Origin of the sequence: Yoonia ponticola (assembly GCF_014199395.1) — a bacterium.
GTDB classification, from domain to species: Bacteria; Pseudomonadota; Alphaproteobacteria; order Rhodobacterales; family Rhodobacteraceae; genus Yoonia; species Yoonia ponticola.
Genome location: NZ_JACIJM010000002.1, coordinates 161,329 through 180,731 on the forward strand (window position 1 = coordinate 161,329; position 19,403 = coordinate 180,731).

The 19,403-nt window shown below is 55.6% G+C and carries 20 protein-coding genes; 7 read left to right on the top strand and 13 right to left on the bottom strand.

Annotation, left to right across the window (positions count from 1 at the left end; genetic code table 11):
• Positions 1-7: 7 nt before the first annotated feature.
• The 3 genes from FHS72_RS03650 to FHS72_RS03660 all read right to left on the bottom strand — a co-directional run bounded on the left by FHS72_RS03650 (position 8) and on the right by FHS72_RS03660 (position 1,932).
• Complete coding sequence (locus tag FHS72_RS03650; protein ID WP_183525745.1) at positions 8-244, bottom strand: hypothetical protein; 237 nt, start codon at positions 242-244, stop codon at positions 8-10.
• A 9-nt stretch (positions 245-253) separates the two neighbouring features.
• Positions 254-580, bottom strand: coding sequence for a hypothetical protein (locus FHS72_RS03655; RefSeq protein ID WP_183525747.1), 327 nt, complete (start codon positions 578-580; stop codon positions 254-256).
• Positions 581-681: 101 nt separating this feature from the next.
• On the bottom strand, positions 682-1,932 hold the full coding sequence (locus FHS72_RS03660) for a Zn-dependent hydrolase (protein WP_183525750.1): 1,251 nt from the start codon (positions 1,930-1,932) through the stop codon (positions 682-684).
• A 168-nt stretch (positions 1,933-2,100) separates the two neighbouring features.
• On the opposite strand from FHS72_RS03660, the gene FHS72_RS03665 reads away from it, so the two are divergent.
• Positions 2,101-2,703: a TetR family transcriptional regulator C-terminal domain-containing protein gene (locus tag FHS72_RS03665; RefSeq protein ID WP_183525753.1), complete on the top strand. Its 603-nt coding sequence runs from the start codon at positions 2,101-2,103 to the stop codon at positions 2,701-2,703.
• Positions 2,704-2,798: 95 nt separating this feature from the next.
• On the opposite strand, the gene preA is transcribed toward FHS72_RS03665, so the two are convergent.
• The 3 genes from preA to FHS72_RS03680 form a co-directional block, all read right to left on the bottom strand.
• On the bottom strand, positions 2,799-4,103 hold the full coding sequence (gene preA, locus FHS72_RS03670; RefSeq protein ID WP_183525756.1) for an NAD-dependent dihydropyrimidine dehydrogenase subunit PreA: 1,305 nt from the start codon (positions 4,101-4,103) through the stop codon (positions 2,799-2,801).
• Positions 4,103-5,446 carry an NAD(P)-dependent oxidoreductase gene (locus FHS72_RS03675; RefSeq protein WP_183525759.1) on the bottom strand — a complete coding sequence of 448 codons (1,344 nt, stop codon included), beginning with the start codon at positions 5,444-5,446 and terminating at the stop codon, positions 4,103-4,105. Before FHS72_RS03675 ends, preA begins: the two co-directional genes overlap by 1 nt.
• A 160-nt stretch (positions 5,447-5,606) precedes the next feature.
• Complete coding sequence (locus tag FHS72_RS03680; RefSeq protein WP_183525762.1) at positions 5,607-6,518, bottom strand: Gfo/Idh/MocA family protein; 912 nt, start codon at positions 6,516-6,518, stop codon at positions 5,607-5,609.
• Positions 6,519-6,790: 272 nt separating this feature from the next.
• Here FHS72_RS03680 and FHS72_RS03685 point away from each other — a divergent pair, with 272 nt between their 5' ends.
• The 5 genes from FHS72_RS03685 (at position 6,791) to FHS72_RS03705 (ending at position 12,536) form a co-directional block, all read left to right on the top strand.
• Complete coding sequence (locus FHS72_RS03685) at positions 6,791-7,531, top strand: class II aldolase and adducin N-terminal domain-containing protein (protein ID WP_246414461.1); 741 nt, start codon at positions 6,791-6,793, stop codon at positions 7,529-7,531.
• A gap of 104 nt (positions 7,532-7,635) precedes the next feature.
• Positions 7,636-8,799, top strand: coding sequence for an acyl-CoA dehydrogenase family protein (locus tag FHS72_RS03690; protein WP_183525765.1), 1,164 nt, complete (start codon positions 7,636-7,638; stop codon positions 8,797-8,799).
• Positions 8,796-10,817 carry an acetate--CoA ligase family protein gene (locus FHS72_RS03695; RefSeq protein ID WP_183525768.1) on the top strand — a complete coding sequence of 674 codons (2,022 nt, stop codon included), beginning with the start codon at positions 8,796-8,798 and terminating at the stop codon, positions 10,815-10,817. Before FHS72_RS03690 ends, FHS72_RS03695 begins: the two co-directional genes overlap by 4 nt.
• Before the next feature lie 3 nt (positions 10,818-10,820).
• Positions 10,821-11,603 (top strand): carnitinyl-CoA dehydratase, encoded by a 783-nt coding sequence (locus FHS72_RS03700; protein WP_183525771.1) that lies wholly within the window; start codon positions 10,821-10,823, stop codon positions 11,601-11,603.
• A 69-nt stretch (positions 11,604-11,672) separates the two neighbouring features.
• Entirely contained in the window at positions 11,673-12,536 is an 864-nt protein-coding gene (locus FHS72_RS03705; protein WP_183525774.1) for an SDR family oxidoreductase, read from the top strand.
• On the opposite strand, the gene FHS72_RS03710 is transcribed toward FHS72_RS03705, so the two are convergent.
• From FHS72_RS03710 to FHS72_RS03740, 7 genes are read right to left on the bottom strand one after another with little or no spacing between them, the layout of a single operon-like run.
• Positions 12,499-13,152, bottom strand: a complete 654-nt coding sequence (locus tag FHS72_RS03710) for an androgen-induced gene 1 family protein (protein ID WP_246414462.1) — start codon at positions 13,150-13,152, stop codon at positions 12,499-12,501. The two genes, FHS72_RS03705 and FHS72_RS03710, sit on opposite strands and share 38 nt — an antisense overlap.
• Positions 13,153-13,194: 42 nt before the next feature.
• On the bottom strand, positions 13,195-15,108 hold the full coding sequence (gene dxs / locus FHS72_RS03715) for a 1-deoxy-D-xylulose-5-phosphate synthase (RefSeq protein WP_183525776.1): 1,914 nt from the start codon (positions 15,106-15,108) through the stop codon (positions 13,195-13,197).
• 9 nt (positions 15,109-15,117) lie between these two features.
• Positions 15,118-15,999 carry a polyprenyl synthetase family protein gene (locus FHS72_RS03720; RefSeq protein WP_246414465.1) on the bottom strand — a complete coding sequence of 294 codons (882 nt, stop codon included), beginning with the start codon at positions 15,997-15,999 and terminating at the stop codon, positions 15,118-15,120.
• Positions 15,974-16,210 (bottom strand): exodeoxyribonuclease VII small subunit, encoded by a 237-nt coding sequence (locus tag FHS72_RS03725; protein WP_183525779.1) that lies wholly within the window; start codon positions 16,208-16,210, stop codon positions 15,974-15,976. Before FHS72_RS03725 ends, FHS72_RS03720 begins: the two co-directional genes overlap by 26 nt.
• Positions 16,207-17,130 (bottom strand): histone deacetylase family protein, encoded by a 924-nt coding sequence (locus FHS72_RS03730; protein ID WP_183525782.1) that lies wholly within the window; start codon positions 17,128-17,130, stop codon positions 16,207-16,209. The genes FHS72_RS03725 and FHS72_RS03730 overlap by 4 nt, the downstream gene beginning before the upstream one ends.
• A gap of 30 nt (positions 17,131-17,160) precedes the next feature.
• Positions 17,161-17,868, bottom strand: a complete 708-nt coding sequence (locus FHS72_RS03735) for a response regulator (RefSeq protein ID WP_183525784.1) — start codon at positions 17,866-17,868, stop codon at positions 17,161-17,163.
• Positions 17,865-18,371 carry a MarR family winged helix-turn-helix transcriptional regulator gene (locus FHS72_RS03740; protein WP_183525787.1) on the bottom strand — a complete coding sequence of 169 codons (507 nt, stop codon included), beginning with the start codon at positions 18,369-18,371 and terminating at the stop codon, positions 17,865-17,867. Before FHS72_RS03740 ends, FHS72_RS03735 begins: the two co-directional genes overlap by 4 nt.
• A gap of 140 nt (positions 18,372-18,511) precedes the next feature.
• On the opposite strand from FHS72_RS03740, the gene FHS72_RS03745 reads away from it, so the two are divergent.
• Positions 18,512-19,381, top strand: coding sequence for a branched-chain amino acid aminotransferase (locus FHS72_RS03745; RefSeq protein WP_183525790.1), 870 nt, complete (start codon positions 18,512-18,514; stop codon positions 19,379-19,381).
• The last annotated feature ends 22 nt before the right edge of the window (positions 19,382-19,403 follow it).

Below are 19,403 nucleotides of genomic sequence, written 5' to 3' on the forward strand. Positions count from 1 at the left end.
TCTGAAATTAAGCGTTACATTGGACAGCCGCATCGGGTGCCGCTGTCGTTTCGATCAAAACGAGCTGACCGTGGGATGGGTAATAGTAGCAGCCATCGCGCTGAAGCACGTTGAAGGCTGGCACATTGTCCGGCAAGGATTGTTCAACCGTCAACGGCACAATCCCGTCCGTCTGGATAAATCCCTGCGGAGGAAGCGGACGCTGGCACGCGGCCAACGTCCCCATGGCGGTTATGATTACCACCGGATTCATCTAGAGCGCAGGATCAAGTGGCGGCGCATTTGCCGCGATTTGATCAGGTGCGATCACCCCATCGCTGCACACCCAATTACCAGCAGCATCACGCAGCGGACGACCCGTGCGCGGCTCGCCAGCTTCGATACCAACAGCCCAACACCCGTTCGCTGCCTCAAAGACGAAATCGCGCGGCATACCATCAGGCATAGCTGCTTGGACTTGCGCAGGAAGCGGCGGCGGTGGTGGCGGAATAGGCACGCCGTTTTCATCAACAGGGCCGGGGGTCAGATCAGCACAGGCCGCAATCAGCGGCAGTACAAGTAGCGGGATCAGACGTTTCATTATTTTCTCACTTATTCTTGATCATCAACGTGGGTCACTGTGGTGAAAGGTGCCACAGTTTACTTGCAAGTGACCAGCCCCAGACCAATGTGTCATCAATATCAGCTTACAATCTCTGCGGTTTCGACAACGGCGTGAAATAACACGTCCGTACCTGCTGCCGCCCATTCTTGGCTGATTTCCTCGGCCTCGTTGTGGGACAAACCGTCAACGCACGGGCACATCACCATCGCGGTCGGGTACATGCGGTTGATCCAGCAAGCGTCGTGACCCGCGCCGGAAATCAAATCCATATGGGAATAGCCCAACCGTTCCGCTGCATTCCGCACGGCCGTGACGCAGGTTTCATCGAAGGTTACGGGGTCGAAACCCCCTACTTTTTTGAAATCAATTGTCATGCCCATAGCGTCGACGATGGCCTGTGCTTCGGTTTTGAGCCGCGTTTCCATGTCTTTGATGACGCTTAGATCGGGCGACCGGAAGTCGACGGTAAAGACAACTTTGCCCGGAATCACGTTGCGCGAGTTCGGGTAGACGTCGATATGGCCCGCAGCACCCACCGCATGAGGCGCATGAGACAGCGCGATTTCTTCGACCTTTTCGAGAACCCGCGCCATCGCGAGGCCCGCATTTTTGCGCATTGGCATCGGGGTCGATCCGGTGTGCGCGTCCTTACCGGTGATTGTGATTTCGGTCCAAGACAGGCCTTGACCATGCGTGACGACGCCGATTTGTTTATTTTCGGCCTCTAGGATCGGCCCTTGTTCGATGTGCAGCTCAAAGAATGCATGCATTTTGCGTTCGCCGACGGGTTCATCACCCTTCCAACCGATCCGCGCCAGTTCGTCACCGAACTTTTTGCCTTTCGCATCTTCGCGTTCATAGGCCCAATCTTGGGTATGAATGCCTGCAAAAACACCGGACGCGAGCATCGCAGGGGCAAAGCGCGTCCCTTCTTCGTTGGTCCAATTGGTCACAACGATGGGGTGCCTTGTTTTAATGTCGAGGTCGTTCATCGTGCGAATGACTTCTAGACCGCTCAGCACCCCCAGAACGCCGTCGTATTTGCCGCCAGTGGGTTGGGTATCAAGGTGCGAACCGACATAGACCGGCAGCGCGTCGGGATCTGTACCTTCGCGACGCGCGAACATGTTGCCCATGGTATCAACGCCCATCGTGCATCCGGCAGCGGTACACCAATCTTGGAACAGGTGCCGACCTTCGCTGTCTTCGTCCGTCACGGTCTGGCGGTTATTGCCGCCCGCGATACCGGGGCCGATCTTAGCCATTTCCATCAACGTGTCCCACAAACGAGATCCGTTCACTTTGAGATTTTCACCCGGTGCTGGCATAGCGACCCCCGTTGCTGCTTGCTTATTTGACCATCTGGTCAAAGACACGCTAACAGAGGCGGGAAACCAGTCAAGCTTTCTGCTGGCTGCAGCGACAATTGACGAAGAAAGTAGCCTTCGGGCGTAAAAATAGATTCCATCGCTTCCTTTTTGTGCAAAGTGTAACCCATGCCCAAGTCAGCCACCCGTATCCAACAGAAAAACCAAGCCGCGATTATGACGGCAGGGTTAGAAGTATTTTCCCAGTTCGGCTTTCGCGGATCGACATTAGACCAAGTCGCGGACGCGGCTGGCCTGTCGAAGCCAAATTTACTGTATTATTTTCCATCCAAGGACGCGATCTACACGGCGCTGTTGGCGCGGTTGTTGGAAAACTGGTTAGAGCCATTGCATCAAATGAACGATGCCGGTGATCCGGTTGAGGAAATCCTGGGCTACGCCAATCGCAAACTAACCATGAGCCGCGATTTTCCACGCGAAAGCAGGCTGTTTGCGAATGAGATTCTGCAGGGCGCGCCACGCATCAAAGATGTTCTTGCTGGTGAATTGCGTGCGTTGGTCGAAGCCAAAGCGACGGTTATCAAACGCTGGATTGCTGAAGGTAAGATCAAACCCGTTGATCCTGTTCACCTGATATTCTCGATCTGGTCATTGACGCAACACTACGCGGATTTCGATGTGCAGGTTCGGGCGATTTTAGGCGACACCGATCCGTTTGATACGGCTGAAACACACTTAAATGATGTGTTCCGTCGGCTGCTGACGCCTTAGCGATCATTTTACCGGATGAGAGGTGTCGGCCAGTTTATTGTCATTTTTGCAGACAATAAACTGACCGTCTTGATCTGACGTGTGACGCCTTTGGATTATTCAGCCGCAACTGCGCCTGGATTGTTAGGATGCGTCGTCCAGTTTGCATAGTCGCCCGACACCACTTTACCAGTGCGCGGATCAACTTCGCCGGGCTTCATTACTTCCATCGTGATGCAATTTTCCACCGGACAGACATCGACACAGAGATTACACGCAACGCATTCTTCGTTAATGACGCTGAATGTCCGATCTTCGGACATTGCAATCGCTTGGTGAGATGTATCTTCGCAAGCCGCATAGCAGCGTCCGCACTTGATACAATCGTCTTGGCTGATCACGGCTTTGGCAACGTAATTCAGATTTAAATACTGCCAATCGGTGACATTCGGCACCGCCATGCCGACAAAATCTGACGTGTTCGTGTGGCCTTTTTCGTCCATCCACTGCGACAAGCCGCTGATCATTTCTTCAACGATCTTAAAGCCATACGTCATCACAGCTGTACAAACTTGAACATTGCCACAGCCCAGCGCCATATATTCAGCCGCGTCGCGCCACGTGGTCACGCCACCGATGCCGGACATTGGCAGGCCTTGCGTTTCAGGGTTACGCGCGATTTCGGAAACCATCGACATCGCGATTGGTTTCACCGCAGGACCGCAGTAGCCGCCGTGCGTGCCTTTGCCATCGATGGTTGGCTCAGGGGCCATGGAATCGAGGTTCACAGACGTGATCGAGTTGATCGTATTGATCAAGCTAACCGCATCTGCACCGCCGCGTTTCGCTGCCGCTGCCGGCAGGCGAATGTCGGTAATGTTGGGCGTCAGTTTTACGATGACAGGTTTGCTGTAGTACTGCTTGCACCAGCGCGTCACCATTTCGATATATTCTGGCACCTGTCCGACGGCACTGCCCATGCCGCGTTCGGCCATGCCGTGCGGGCAACCAAAGTTCAGTTCGATCCCGTCGGCGCCGCAATCTTCGACCAATGGCAGGATCGCTTTCCACGCCTCTTCTTCGCAAGGCACCATGATCGACGCGATAATCGCGCGATCTGGGTAGTCCGCTTTGACGCGTTTGATTTCTTCGAGGTTCATGAACAGGTCTCGGTCTGTGATCAATTCGATATTGTTCAGACCTAGCAAGCGCCGATCTGCGCCATAAATCGCGCCGTAGCGTGGGCCGTTGACGTTCACGACTGGCGGCCCTTCGGACCCAAGCGTTTTCCAAACCACGCCACCCCAGCCGGCCTCGAAGGCGCGGCGGACGTTATATTCTTTGTCAGTCGGTGGTGCCGAAGCCAGCCAGAACGGGTTTGGGGTTTTGATACCTAAAAAATCTGTTGTGAGATCAGCCATTACGAAGCACCTCCCATGAGGGTTGCGTGAATATCCATCGCCGCATCACGGCCTTCAGCCACAGCGGTCACGGTCAAATCGTCGCCGCCAGCGGCACAATCGCCACCAGCCCAAACTTTGGCATTGCTGGTTTTTCCTGTCTCAGAGACAGCGATTTTACGGCCGTCCAGTGCAAGGCCACCGTCCGTGGTCAGTGTCTGACCAATGGCGCGGAATACTTGATCTGCTTCCAGCTTCACGGTTTCGCCGGTGCCTTTCAGGCCCGTGCCGTCGTCGTGAGTGTATTCAAGTTCGATAAATTCAACGTAGTTTTCATCGTCAGCGTGCAAGGCTTTTGGCTGGACGTTGAACATCAGATTCACGCCTTTGGATGCGGCAAGGTCTTGTTCGTATGTGCTGGCACCCATCGCATCGCGTCCGCGACGGTAGGCGATTGTGACATTCAACGCGCCCAATAATTTGGACTGCACAGCCGCATCAACGGCCGTCATCCCGCCGCCGATCACAACGACATTACGGCCAACGGGCAGCTCGGTAAGATCGCTAGCCTGACGCAGATGCGCGATGAAGCGGACCGCATCAAAAACACATTCCTGATCATCACCCGGCACACCGAGCGCATTCACACCGCCCAGTCCGACGCCCATGAAGACCGCGTCATGGTTGGCGACCAGTTCATCAAGTTGAAAGCTTTCACCAAGAATTTGCCCATGATGGAAAGTAATCCCGCCGATACCCATCAGCCATGCGACTTCTTTCGCGGCGAAGTCGTCGGTGGATTTATAGGCGGCGATCCCGAATTCGTTCAGCCCGCCTGCTTTGCCTTTGGCATCCAGTAGACTGACGTCGTGACCCAACATCGCAAGACGGTGCGCACAAGCAAGACCCGCAGGCCCCGCGCCCAGAACCGCGACCCGTTTTCCGGTAGGTGCGGCACGTTCAAACGGGTGGCTGTTCTTAGCCATCGCCGTGTCGGTTGCATACCGCTGAAGCCTGCCGATTTCGACAGGTTTGCCTTCGGCGGTTTCGCGTACACAGGCTTGTTCACACAGATCTTCGGTCGGACACACACGGGCGCACATGCCGCCGAGGATGTTTTGATCAAAAATCGTTTCGGCTGCGGAATCTGGCGTTCCGGTCGAGATCTGCCGAATGAACAGCGGAATGTCGATTGAGGTCGGACATGCCGTGACGCAGGGCGCATCATAGCAGAAATAGCAGCGATCCGCCGCGACGGCAGCCTCGTGCGGCGCATAAGGCGCATGCAAGTCCTTGAAGTTTTCTGCGATCTCGTCAGCGGGCAAACGACCTACTGCGATACCGGGAGTCAATGGGGTGGCCATGGGCAACTCTCTGTCTATCCTGATTTGAGTTGAGCTTGGCACAGAAAATTTTTTTATCAAATGGTAAATTTTAGGCGGAATGAAAACAGAGGCCTGCGCCGGAGGCAAAAGTGGATGCCTCCGGCGGGAGTTGTTCTGGCGAAATGAAGGAGTGGGCCGCCTAGAATGCGAAGGCGTCGGTGCTGATGCGTTTGCCCAGTGTCAGCGCGTCTGCGACTTGGATGAGGGGCCGCACATCGATGTCAGAGGTGTTGGAATCCACTAGCGTTTTCATATGCTTATAAAGCGCGGGATATTCGTCAAGACCATCAACAGGTTGCTCAACACCGTCGATGAAAAACCGTGCGCCGCCCTCTTTGAGTTCGGCTAAACCGCCGTCGGTTTCTAAGGTGATGTCCCAGCTTTCTGACCCCTCTTGGCGCCAGTCAAATTCACCGCTGATATTGTCTGCCCACTGCATTTTAGCGGCAATTGGGGTGTCACGATTGGTCGGAAACTCTAAAATCGCGCTCTGGAGGCGCATCTCGAACGGTAGAATCTCGGTGATAATCGACAGTGCGTTGATGCCCGGATCGAAGACACCCATGCCGCCTGGCTCGAACACCCAATCTTGGTTGGGGTGCCATTTGCGCACGTCTTCTTTCCAAGTGATGTGCGCCTTTTTGATCGACTTGTCCGCCAGCCACGTCTTGGCCGGTTGCACTGCAACTGCCGCCCGACTGTGCCATGTCGCAAACAGAGACACACCGTGGTCTTTCGCCATGGCTTGCAGCATGTGAACTTCAGAAATCGTAGCACCCGGTGGTTTTTCGAGCATCACGTGACGGCCTGCGGCCATTGCTTTTGCTGCATATTCGAAACGCGGCACAGTTGGCAGGCACAAGGAAATCACGGGGATGTCGGGGTGATCGGCCAGCATTTGGTCAAAGTCTGTGTAAGACGGCACGCCATCCACTGTTCCAACCCGACTGACTGTCGCTGCAAGGGTCCAATCATCGCTGCCGCTAATTGCAGGGACATGTTGGTCAACGGCGATTTTGCCGATGCCGATGAGGCAGATTTTAGTTTTCATCAGTGGCTCTTTCTTTTTACGTCGTTGCCGCGCCTTTGACAGGCGGCTTGGCACGTGGATCGTTCGGGACAGGTTAGGGGCAGTTGAGCCGAATCTCAAACGTCAAACGGGGGCTATGCACGGTCAAAACCGCTTTATTTTGCAATAGGTTCCGCCAGTCTCACTATGTGACACTGCACACCCACCCCACCGCCATTTTTGTCCAAATAATGAAACCAAACGGACTTGATAATGGACGATTACCCTGACAGCCTAGCGGCAAGGAGAATGACATGCGTAATACAATGGATCACTGGCAAGAACGGGTTGATATGGCGGCGGCGTTCCGCTGGACCGCGAGGCTGAATATGCACGAAGGCGTCGCGAACCACTTTTCGCTCGCGATCAATGACGACGGCACGCGGTTCCTGATGAACCCGAATCAAGTGCATTTTTCACGCGTCAAAGCGTCCGATATGATTGTCGTTGATGCAAATGATCCCGACACGCTGAATGGCCCTGACGCACCTGATGCCACAGCATGGGGTTTGCACGGCGGTATTCATCGCCATGTACCGCATGCCCGTTGCGCGATGCACGTGCATTCAACTTTTGCGACCGTACTTGCATCGTTGCAGGACAGCCGCCTGCCCCCGATTGACCAAAACTGCTGCACGTTCTTCAATCGCTACGTGATTGACGACGGATACGGCGGGCTGGCGTTTGAAGACGAAGGCGAACGATGTGCCGCGCAATTCAGCGATCCGAAAAAGAAGGTCATGATTATGGGTAACCATGGTGTGCTGGTGATCGGAGACACGGTCGCGGATACGTTCAACCGGATGTTCTACTTTGAACGGTCCTGCGAGACGTACATCCGCGCGCTACAAACGGGCCAGCCGTTGCGCGTGCTGCCCGATGACATCGCCGAAAAAACTGCGCTTGAATTGGAAGCCTATCCTGAGCAAGATCAGCGTCACTTGGCCGAGTTAAAAGCCATTTTGGATGACGAAGGGTCGCCGTATGCCAGCTAGCCCCATTGTGTACGATAAAAAACAGTGGAAAAGCACGCGCCGCATGTCGTCGCGGGGGTGAAAGGGCCTGCCACCCTTCCGACCTCTAGCTTTAAGGCATCCCCATGACAGTTTATGGCACCACAGACGAACATCAAATGATCGCGGACAGCGTCCGCAGCTTTGTTGAAAAAGAGATCTATCCGCACGAAGAACTGGTAGAACGCACCGGCGAAGTCCCCGCAGAGATCGCGCACGAGATCAAACGCAAGACGATTGATCTGGGCTTTTACGCTTGTAATTTCCCCGAAAGCGTGGGGTGTGCCGGATTGAACCACCTCGAATTTGCGATTGTTGAACGCGAACTTGGGCGCGGATCGATGGCATTGAACCATTTCTTTGGACGACCGCAGAATATCCTCATGGCTTGCGAAGGTGAACAGGTTGAAAAATATCTGATGCCTGCAGTTCGCGGCGAAAAGATGGATGCGCTGGCGATGACTGAACCAGGCGCTGGGTCCGACGTGCGTGGGATGAAATGTTCTGCCGTGCGTGATGGTGGCGATTGGGTGGTGAACGGGAGCAAACACTTTATCTCCGGCGCGGACCATGCGGATTTCATCATCGTGTTTATAGCCACCGGCGAAGATGAAACCCCACGCGGCCCCAAGAAACGGATAACCGCGTTTCTGGTTGATCGCGGCACGCCCGGTTTTACCATTCGCGACGGATACAAATCGGTGTCGCACCGTGGTTACAAGAACATGATCCTTGAATTTGACGACTGCCGTTTGCCTGGTGCGCAGGTTTTGGGCGAGGTTGATGGCGGCTTTGATGTGATGAACACGTGGCTTTATGCAACGCGGATTACGGTTGCTACGATGTCCGTGGGTCGTGCACGTCGGGTGTTTGACTATGCCTTGAATTACGCGGCTGAGCGCGAGCAATTTGGCCAGAAGATCGGTAAATTCCAAGGCGTTAGCTTTCAACTTGCTGATATGATTACCGAGATTGACGCGGCTGATCTTCTGACGCTTGCCAGTGCTGATCGATTGGACAAAGGATTGCCTGCGAACCGCGAGATTGCATCGGCGAAACTGTATGCGTCTGAAATGTTGTCGCGCGTCACCGATGCTGCGATCCAAATTCATGGCGGTATGGGTCTGATGGACGATTATCCATTGGAACGGTTCTGGCGTGATGCCCGTGTCGAACGCATCTGGGACGGCACATCAGAAATCCAACGCCACATTATCAGCCGTGATTTACTGCGAGCGTTGGGCGCATGACGGGCGCGTTAAAGCGGCTGTTCAACCCATCATCCATGGCCGTCATTGGCGGCGGATTTTGGGGCGAGGCCGTCATCCAGCAGGCCGAAAAGTTCGGATTTTCTGGCGCGATCTGGCCGATACATCCGTCCAAGGATGAAATCGCTGGGCTGCCCGTATTTCGCGGTATCCCCGCGTTACCCGCAGCGCCTGATGTCGCTTATGTTGGCATTAACCGCGACGCGACAATTGGCGCGGTCGAACGATTATCACGGGCAGATGCGGGCGGCGCGATTTGCTTTGCCTCTGGCTTTGCCGAAGCACAAGCCGAAGACGGTTTGGCCACCGACGCCCAAGCCAGATTGTTACGGGCCGCTGGTGATATGCCGTTCCTCGGGCCCAATTGCTACGGTTTTATCAACGCACTTGACGGGGCGATTGTCTGGCCTGATCAACACGGTTTGACGTGCGTTGATCGTGGCGTCGCGATCCTGACCCAATCGTCAAATATTGCGATCAACCTGACGTTTCAGGCGCGAAACCTGCCGATTGCAATGATGATTACTTGCGGGAATATGGCGCAAATTTCGCAGGCAGCGGTCATCGATCACCTCTTGGATGATTCACGCATCACTGCGATTGGTGTACATATCGAGGGGTTTAGCGATCTGAAAGGTTGGGAAGCCGTTGCGCAAAAAGCCCACGCACGCGACATTCCCATCGTTGCGATCAAAGCAGGGCGATCCGAAGCCGCGCGCGCCGCGACCCAGTCACACACCGCGTCGCTGGCTGGCGAAGACACGAGCGCCGAAGCATTATTGGCGTTTCTCGGTATTGGCCGCGTGAACACGCTGCCGGAGTTGCTGGAAGCGCTGAAACTGGGTCACGTCTGCGGGCGATTACCCAACCGGAATATCGCGTCGATCAGTTGTTCGGGCGGTGAGGCGTCGCTCGCCGCTGATTTGGGCGAAGTACACGGCCTGACATTTCCGCCACTAACGGACGGTCAGCAGACGACATTGCGCGATGTTTTGGGACCGAAAGTGGCGCTCGCCAATCCGCTTGACTACCACACTTACGTTTGGCGCGACACAGCTGCGATGACCGCTGCTTGGTCCGCGATGGTCACGCCTGACATCGCGTTAACCATGACGATCGTTGATATTCCGGACGCCACCCGCGCCGACCCCAAGGACTGGGATTGCGCGATTGATGCCGCTATTGGCACAAAGGCCGTTGGCGGCAATGTCGCCGTTGTGTCGTCATTGCCCGAAACGATGTCAGCCGCAACGGCTGCGCATCTATTAACCAATGGCGTCGCACCGATGCAGGGGCTTGCCGAGGCGATGGCCGCCGCCGCCGCACTTGTCCGCCAGACACCTGGTAAGGGATTGATGACAGGTGGCGTTTGCACGCAATTCATTGATCATGGTGAACGTGCGGCCAAGGAAATGTTGCGCAGTCACGGATTGAATGTGCCGCGAAACGTGGTGGAAAGTGATCCGGATGCGATCAATGATCTGACGTTTCCTGTTGTCGCCAAAGCAGACCGCATTGCTCACAAAACAGAGCAAAATGCAGTGGTCTTGAACTTAAACTCACCCGAAGAGGTACATGCGGCGTTGAAAACACTGCCCTCTAGCGGCGGTTTCAACTTTGTAGAAGAGATGGCGCAAGGCTGTATTGTCGAACTGATCGTCGCCATGACAAATGACCCCGCGCACGGCATTATGTTAACGATTGGCGCTGGCGGAACATTGGCAGAGCTGTGGCAAGACACGCAACATTTGATGCTGCCTGTGACGTCAGAGCAGATCAACGATGCCATCAGCCGTTTGCGGATCGCACCCCTGATTGACGGCTATCGCGGCAAACCGAGCGCAGATCGCACCGCGATCATTAACCAAGTTCTCGCACTGCAAGCCTGCGTCGCGACCCAAACCGACGGCTTTGTCGAAATCGAAATCAACCCCCTGATTTGCACGCAGACCGAGGCCATCGTCGCCGACGCCCTGTGGCGCCAAACCTATCCGGAGTAAACCATGTCCAATCCGATCAAAACACGCCGCGAAGGCGGAATTTTAGAAGTCACACTTGACCGTCCAAAGGCCAATGCCATCGATCTGGCAACATCGCGGATTATGGGAGAGGTGTTCGCCGATTTTCGCGATGATCCCGAATTGCGCGTGGCGATCATTACAGGCGCCGGTGAGAAATTCTTTTGCCCCGGTTGGGATTTAAAGGCTGCGAGCGACGGCGATGCGGTCGACGGCGATTATGGCATCGGGGGCTTCGGCGGTTTGCAAGAATTGCGCGACCTGAACAAACCGGTGATTGCTGCGGTGAATGGGATTTGCTGCGGTGGCGGTTTAGAGCTCGCGTTGTCAGCGGACATCATTCTCGCGGCAGATCATGCGACGTTCGCCTTGCCAGAAATCCGGTCCGGCACGGTGGCTGACGCTGCGTCGATCAAACTACCTAAACGCATCCCCTACCACATCGCGATGGAACTACTGTTAACCGGACGTTGGTTCGACACGTCAGAGGCTGTTGGCTGGGGGCTGGTTAACCATGTTTACCCTGCCGCCGACCTCATGACACAGGCGTGGGACATGGCGCGGCTGATCGAATCTGGGCCGCCGCTGGTCTACGCGGCGATCAAAGAAGTCGTGCGCGATGCCGAAGATTCAAAGTTCCAAGACACCATGAACCGCATCACAAAACGCCAATTGGCCAGCGTTGATGTGCTGTATTCCAGCGACGACCAGCTTGAAGGTGCAAAGGCGTTTACCGAAAAACGCGATCCCGTTTGGAAGGGTCGCTAGGCCGCTTTAACCACGAAACATGGATAATGCAGGCTTGCCTCTCTGGCAGGTCTGTATCACCACAGGCCCATGACACAGACTTTACTCTCGTTTGGACACGGCTATTCGGCGCAGGCGTTGGGGCGACTTTTGCTGCCACGCGATTGGCGTGTGATTGGTACAACGCGGTCAGAAGATCGCACCGCGGCTTTCGAGAATGCAGGCATTGAAGCGCATATTTGGCCCGGTGCCGACATGCGGCCCGCGCTTGATGCCGCGACCCATTTGTTAATATCCACAGCGCCCGACGCCGTTGGCGATCCGGTGCTGGCTGAATTGCGAGATGAGATCGCGAAACGTGCAGGGCAATTTGCATGGGTCGGCTATTTGTCCACGACGGGCGTTTATGGCGATCACCAAGGCGGTTGGGTGGATGAAAACACGCCCCTTACCCCTGCCACAAAACGCGGTATTGCCCGCATGAAAGCAGAGGCTGCGTGGTCCGCGATTGATGGCCTTCCGCTACATATTTTCAGGCTCGCGGGTATTTACGGCCCCGGTCGTGGCCCCTTTGCGAAGGTCCGCAATGGCACCGCGCGGCGCATTATCAAACAGGGACAAGTGTTTAGCCGCACGCATGTCGCTGATATTGCACGTGTTTTAGATGCGTCGATCCAGCAACCTAATGCGGGTGCGATCTACAATGTATGCGACAATGATCCCGCGCCGCCTGAAGACGTGATCGCCTACGCCGCAGAATTGCTCGGGATGCCGATCCCCGAAGCCGAAGATTTTGCGACGGCTGACATGACGCCGATGGCGCGTAGTTTTTATGCCGAGAGCAAAAAGGTCAGCAATGATCGGATCAAGTCTGAACTGGGCGTTGACCTGCTGTATCCAGACTATCGGAGCGGACTTAATGCGTTGTTTGCTGCGGAAACGTCCGGCGAATAACCCAAGCGATACCTGCAAAAACGAGCAGCAAAATCACCGCGATGACGAAGTTAGATCCGTAAAAAACAGCGCGGCCTGATAGGTCGAGATTATTAAGAAACGGATAAGGTAGACCGCTCGTGACGGTCCCTGTAGGGCTTGCATTCATCGGCCCTACCACCAATTCGGCCCACGCGACATAGGCCCCGATGACACCGAACAACCACATCAGCGAGACGCGCAACTTGCGGTAGCTGCGATGTACAAACAATGTGTCGATGATTTGCAACGCGGGGCCAAGCCCGTGCATGTACAGCTCTAAATAGGCCTTTCCCAACTGCCCGTCGCTGGTCACGGATGTTGGGTCGACGAAGTACAGACGCCAGTACAGAAACACGACCATTGCGTTGAGCACGGCGGTCATACACACGAAGCCGTCCCACCGTTTGGCGCTGCGATTTTCCTCTAGCGCCATCATACGACTGGCTGCGAAAAACGAACAGAATAGCGCCCAGATTGTTAGGTAACGGAACGGGCCACCAAAGGCTGCAAAATCACCGAAGAACAGAGTGCGCAGGCAATAGAATGCGGCCAGCAAGAACACGATCCATCTGAAAACTTGCCGTTTACGCATCATGTCATCGTTTCATTCTCGGTGGCTTGAATGCTGTTACAGAGGCTAACCCCGCTTTTCAATCGTCGCGACGCCCATGACCTCTAGCACTTTGGCCTCGATGTCCGATGCGTTCAGGCCTGCGACGTCATACATTTCACGCGGTCCCGCTTGATCGATAAAGATGTCGGGTAGCACCATGGAGCGGTATTTCAGACCGTGATCGAACACGCCTTCGTCCGCCAGTAGTTGCGCGACATGCGAGCCAAATCCGCCAATCGCGCCTTCTTCGACGGTGATCAGCGCGTCGTGATCTGCGGCCAGTTTCAGGATCATGTCGCGGTCAAGTGGCTTTGCGAAACGTGCGTCAGCAACAGTTGGCGTGATGCCTTTTGCGGCAAGCGCCTCGCACGCTGCTTCGACTTCTTGCAAGCGCGTGCCAAACGACAGGATCGCAACTTTAGACCCTTCGCGGATCATCCGGCCTTTACCGATTTCTAACACTTCGGGGTTAGCGGGCATTTCAACGCCAACGCCTTCACCACGCGGGAAACGGAACGCGATGGGGCCGTCGTCGTGCGCTGCCGCCGTGGCGACCATACGCACCAATTCGGCCTCGTCGGCGGCTGCCATCACGACAAATCCGGGAAGATTGGCAAGGAACGCCACATCAAACGCCCCCGCGTGAGTCGCGCCGTCAGCACCGACAAGACCCGCCCGATCAATCGCAAAGCGCACAGGCAAACGCTGGATCGCAACATCATGCACAACCTGATCGTAACCGCGTTGCAGGAACGTTGAATAGAGCGCACAAAAAGGGCGCATTCCGCCAGCGGCGAGGCCAGCAGCGAATGTTACCGCGTGCTGTTCAGCAATACCCACGTCAAAACAACGGCTTGCATAACGTTCCATGAATTTGTTCAGCCCCGTGCCATCCGGCATCGCTGCGGTGACGGCACAGATTTTAGAGTCTGTCGCTGCGTGTTTCAGCAAGCTTTCGGCAAAAACTGAGGTGTAAGACGGCGCGTTGGACGGTGCTTTTTTCTGTTCGCCCGTGACGACATTGAATTTTCCCGTCGCATGGCCCTTGTCACGCGCCGCCTCGGCGGGCGCAAAACCTTTACCTTTTTTCGTAATCGCGTGAATCAGCACCGGACCCGTGGCGCGGTCTTTGACGGTTCGCAGTACGGCGAGCAACTGATCCATGTCGTGCCCATCAATCGGGCCGATGTAGGAGAACCCGAGTTGCTCGAACAAAGTGCCGCCAACGGTCATGTGTTTGACCATATCCTTGGCACGCTTCGCGCCTTCCCGAAACGGTTCGGGCAGGAAGGAAACAGCGCCTTTTGCGGCGGCCTTTAGTTCCTGAAACGGCTCGCCTGCGTAGAGTTGCGACAAGTAGGACGACATCGCGCCCACAGGCGGTGCAATCGACATTTCGTTGTCGTTCAGGATCACGATTAGGCGTTTTTTCAGGTGGCCTGCGTTATTCATCGCCTCGTAGGCCATGCCAGCGGACATTGATCCGTCGCCGATCACGGCAATCGCATCGCCGCCTTCGCCGCCTAAATCACGCGCAACGGAAAAGCCCAGCGCGGCTGAAATTGACGTGCTGGAATGCGCGGCACCAAAGCAGTCATATTCGCTTTCCGACCGCTTTGTGAAACCGGATAAACCACCTTCCATCCGCAAGGTCCGAATGCGGTCGCGGCGACCTGTCAGAATTTTATGCGGGTAACATTGATGGGACACGTCCCAGATAATTTTGTCCTTCGGCGCATCAAAAACAGCATGCAACGCAACCGTTAATTCCACGACGCCTAGCCCCGCGCCCAAGTGGCCGCCTGTGACCGAAACCGCAGAAATTGTCTCTTCGCGTACATCGTCGGCAAGCTGGCGCAATTGGGCATCAGACAGCGTTTTCATATCCGCAGGAACGGTTACTTGATCAAGAATCGGGGTGCTTGGACGGTCAGCCATGACAGGCTCCTACTTATCGCGGGTGATCACGTAACGGGCGGCATCCCGCAGCGTTTCTGCGTCGTTTCCATAAGGTGATAGCGCATCACAGGCCGCTTCGACCAGCGTTTCCGCCCGGCGTTTTGCCGCATCAAGACCCAGTAACGAGACAAACGTGGCTTTGCCAGCACTTGCATCCTTGCGCACGGCCTTGCCAACAGTGGCAGCATCACCTTCCACGTCTAGAATGTCGTCAGCGATTTGAAACGCACGGCCCAGCGCACGGCCATAGACACGCATCGGCATTTCATCAGCATCAACGGTCATACGCGGGCCAGCGGCCGCGGCCCATTCGATCAATGCGCCTGTTTTTTTGGCCTGCAGCGCCTCGATCTGCTCTAATGTCAGTTGCGTGCCTGCGGTTTCCGCAGCGATATCCATCGCTTGGCCACCGACCATGCCGCGCGCGCCTGCATCAAGGGTAAGCATATGCAGCAACACAATTTTCTGTCGGTCCGGCACATCCGCGTACATGATTAACTCAAACCCCAATGCCTGCAGCGCATCGCCAGCTAAAACAGCTGTCGCTTCGTCCCATTTACGGTGGACGGTTGGCTGGCCACGGCGCAGCGCGTCATCGTCCATGCAGGGCAAATCATCATGCACCAGTGAATACGCATGGATCGCCTCGATTGCGCCCGCGATGGGCGCCGCGACATTTGGATCGACGTGATGCAGTTTTGCGCCTTCAAGCACAAGAAACCCACGCAAGGTTTTCCCGCCTTTCACGGCGTACATCATCGCATCAGGTATAGCTGTCCCATCAGGCCGAAGCGCCGTCTTGATCGCCAGCTCGACAATACGGGAAGCGTCGGAAAGTGCGTCTTTAAGCATCCAGCGGGGCAGTCCCATTTGGCTGACCGCCTTCACCCAGCGTGATTTTCGCGACCTTTTCTTCGGCCTCTTTCAGCTTGGCCTCGCAACGGGCTTTCAATGCAGCACCGCGTTCATACAGCGCGATCGACTGATCCAGCGCCACATCACCGCGTTCAAGCTGGCCAACAACGGTTTCCAGCTCTTTCATTGCGTCTTCAAAACTCATCTGGTCGACTGCATCTGTCATCTGCTTGCTTCCTCTAAAACACCGACATGGGCCGCGACACTGGCGCCTAGGGCTTCCAGATCGTAACCACCTTCAAGCGCGGATACCACGCGACCATTACAATGCAAATCCGCAAGGTCACAAATCCGCCGCGTCACCCATCTAAAATCGTCAGTATCAAGCATCAGGTCAGCCATCGGGTCCGCCCTGTGGGCATCGAAGCCCGCAGAAATCAGGATCAACTCTGGGGCAAAGGCATCGACACGCGGTAACACCACCCGATCCCAAACTTCGCGGAACGCAAGCGATCCGGTTCCCGCACGCAAGGGAACGTTCAGCACATTGCCGACACCCGTATCCTGCGACGAGCCCGTGTCAGGGAAAAGCGGCGATTGGTGGCTAGAGCAGAACAAAATGCGCCCGTCGTCTTCGACCAGATCCTGCGTGCCATTCCCGTGGTGAACGTCAAAATCGACAATCGCGACGCGCTTTAAGCCGTGATGATCCAAGGCGTGTTTCGCACCGATCACCACATTTCCGAAGAAGCAAAACCCCATAGCGGTCTCGCGTTCAGCATGGTGGCCGGGCGGGCGTATGGCTGCGAATGCATTCCCGACCTCGCCAGCCAGAACCATATCCACCGCCTTTACCACACTGCCAGCCGCACGATACGCAGCGGCCAATGTGCCGACGGACATATAGGTGTCTTCGTCCAGCGCCTTCCAACCTTCGGTCGGAGCTGCGGCCTTCATCGCGGTCACATGTGACTTTGGATGCGCCCGTAAGACGTCGTCTTCAGCCGCCATTGGCGCGGAGGTCCGGTGCAGGTCCATCTCTTTCAACGCGCCCAATACAGCGTCCAAGCGCGCGACCTGTTCAGGATGTCCGGGTGGCGTCACATGGTCCAAACAATCGTCGTGGGTAATTAATGCCGTTACCATATGTGTCCTTCCCTCACGTCGCCCTTGAGGTCAGACTTGGTCAGGCGCGAGCATGTACCCCGCCCCGCGTACAGTTTGCAGATAGCGCGGCTGTTTGGGATCTTCTTCGATCTTGCGCCGCAGACGCGTGATCTGAACGTCGACTGCCCGCTCTTGGGTTTGTCCGCCAGACCTGCTCAATTCCTCGACCAATGTCGCCCGCGTGATGGCTTCACCCGCAGCGTTTGAGAAAATGCGCATCAGCTGGCTTTCGGTCGAGGTCAGCCGAACCAATTCGGTGCCGCGCCACATTTCGCCGCGCTCAATATCGTAACGGACAGGGCCAAGCGTGAGCACTTTGGGCGCTGCGACGACGGGTTCAGCGACAGGCACGCGGCGCAAAATCGCGTTGATGCGCAACAGCAGTTCTTTCGGCTCAAACGGTTTGGCCAGATAATCGTCAGCCCCAGCTTCTAAGCCTGTGATCCGGTCGTCCGTCTCGCCTTTGGCGGTCAGCAACAGGATTGGCGTTGTCATCTTTGTGCGCAAGTCACGGCACAGCGACAGGCCGTCTTCGCCTGGCATCATCACGTCCAGCACGATCAAGTCGAACTCTAACCCACCTAGGATACGTCGCGCATGCGCTGCGTCCTTTGCACTGCTGACCAAAAAGCCGCTGCGCATTAAAAATTTCTGTAAAAGCCCCCGAATACGTTCATCGTCATCAACAATCAGCAGGTGCGCGTCGTCAGCTATCATTCGGCTTTGTCCTTCAGCGCATCATAGTGGTGGCGCATTTCTTCATCCATCATTGCTTCCAACACTTGCCGAAAGCCCGCAACTGCCGCTGGACCCGCCGCACGATATGCCGCGCGCATCCGGTCCCGTTGGGCGTCAGATAAGGCACGTTCCAATGTCGTACCCGTTTCCGTCAAATACAAATGACGTTCCCGCTTATCTTTTGTCCCAACTGTGTTCAGCACCAAACCGTCTTCTACTAGCGTCCGCAACACACGATTAAGCGATTGTTTTGTGACGCCGAGAATACCAAGCAAATTGTTAACTGTCGTACCAGGGCTACCATGAATAAAATGGATCGCGCGGTGGTGTGCACGACCATAGCCACGCTCTGACAGTATGCGATCCGGATCAGCGGTGAAACCACGGTAAGCAAAAAACATCGCCTCGGTGCCCTTGCGCAACTGCTCGTCAGTAAGAAAGAGCAGACTTTGCCCCGTGGTTGATTGACCGCTTTGCGCCATGACATCCCTCTTTTCACAGGTTTAGAATACGTCAGCTTTGTTGACATTCCAAGAATCAACTGGTAGCGATTTTGAGAAATTGCGCAACTTTACGTCCATTTCGGACCTAAGCACGCAACAAATGCAAACAGGAGGCCGATATGGCAGGTGCATATGATGATCGCGACGGCAAGATCTGGATGGACGGAAAGCTCGTGGAATGGCGTGATGCCAACGTCCATATTCTGACCCACGCCATGCACTACGCCTCGTCTGTGTTTGAAGGCGAGCGGTGCTATTCCGGTACGATCTTTAAATCCCGCGAACATTCGGAACGGTTGATCAACTCTGCGAAACTGATCGATTTCGAAATCCCGTACACCGTGGACGAAATCGAAGCTGCCAAAATGGCAACTCTCGAAGCGAATGGCTTGAAAGACGCTTATGTGCGCCCAGTCGCATGGCGCGGGTCCGGCACTGATATGGGCGTTGCTGCGGCGGCCAATCCGGTTCACCTTGCTGTGGCCGTTTGGGAATGGGGCAACTACTACGGTGACGCGAAAACCAAAGGTGCGAAACTCGATATCGCCAAGTGGAAACGCCCATCGCCTGAAACCGCTCCATCCCAAGCCAAAGCTGCCGGCCTGTACATGATCGCCACAATGTCCAAGCACGCGGCAGAGGCCAAAGGCTGCTCGGACGCGATGATGTTCGACTATAAAGGCGACGTGGCCGAAGCGACCGGCGCGAACATCTTCTTTGTCAAAGACGGCGAAGTCCACACGCCCGACGCTTCTGCGTTCTTGAACGGTATCACCCGTCAAACCGTCATCGGCATGTTGCGCGAAAAAGGCATCACAGTTCACGAGCGGATCATCAAACCGGCTGAACTCGAAGGTTTCGAGCAGTGCTGGCTGACTGGCACCGCAGCCGAAGTCACCCCCGTTGGCTCCATTGGCGACTACAACTTTGAAGTTGGCGCATTGACGCAAGACATCGCAGCAGACTACGAAAAACTGGTCCGTTCATAAGACTTTGGGGCGTCGTCATGGC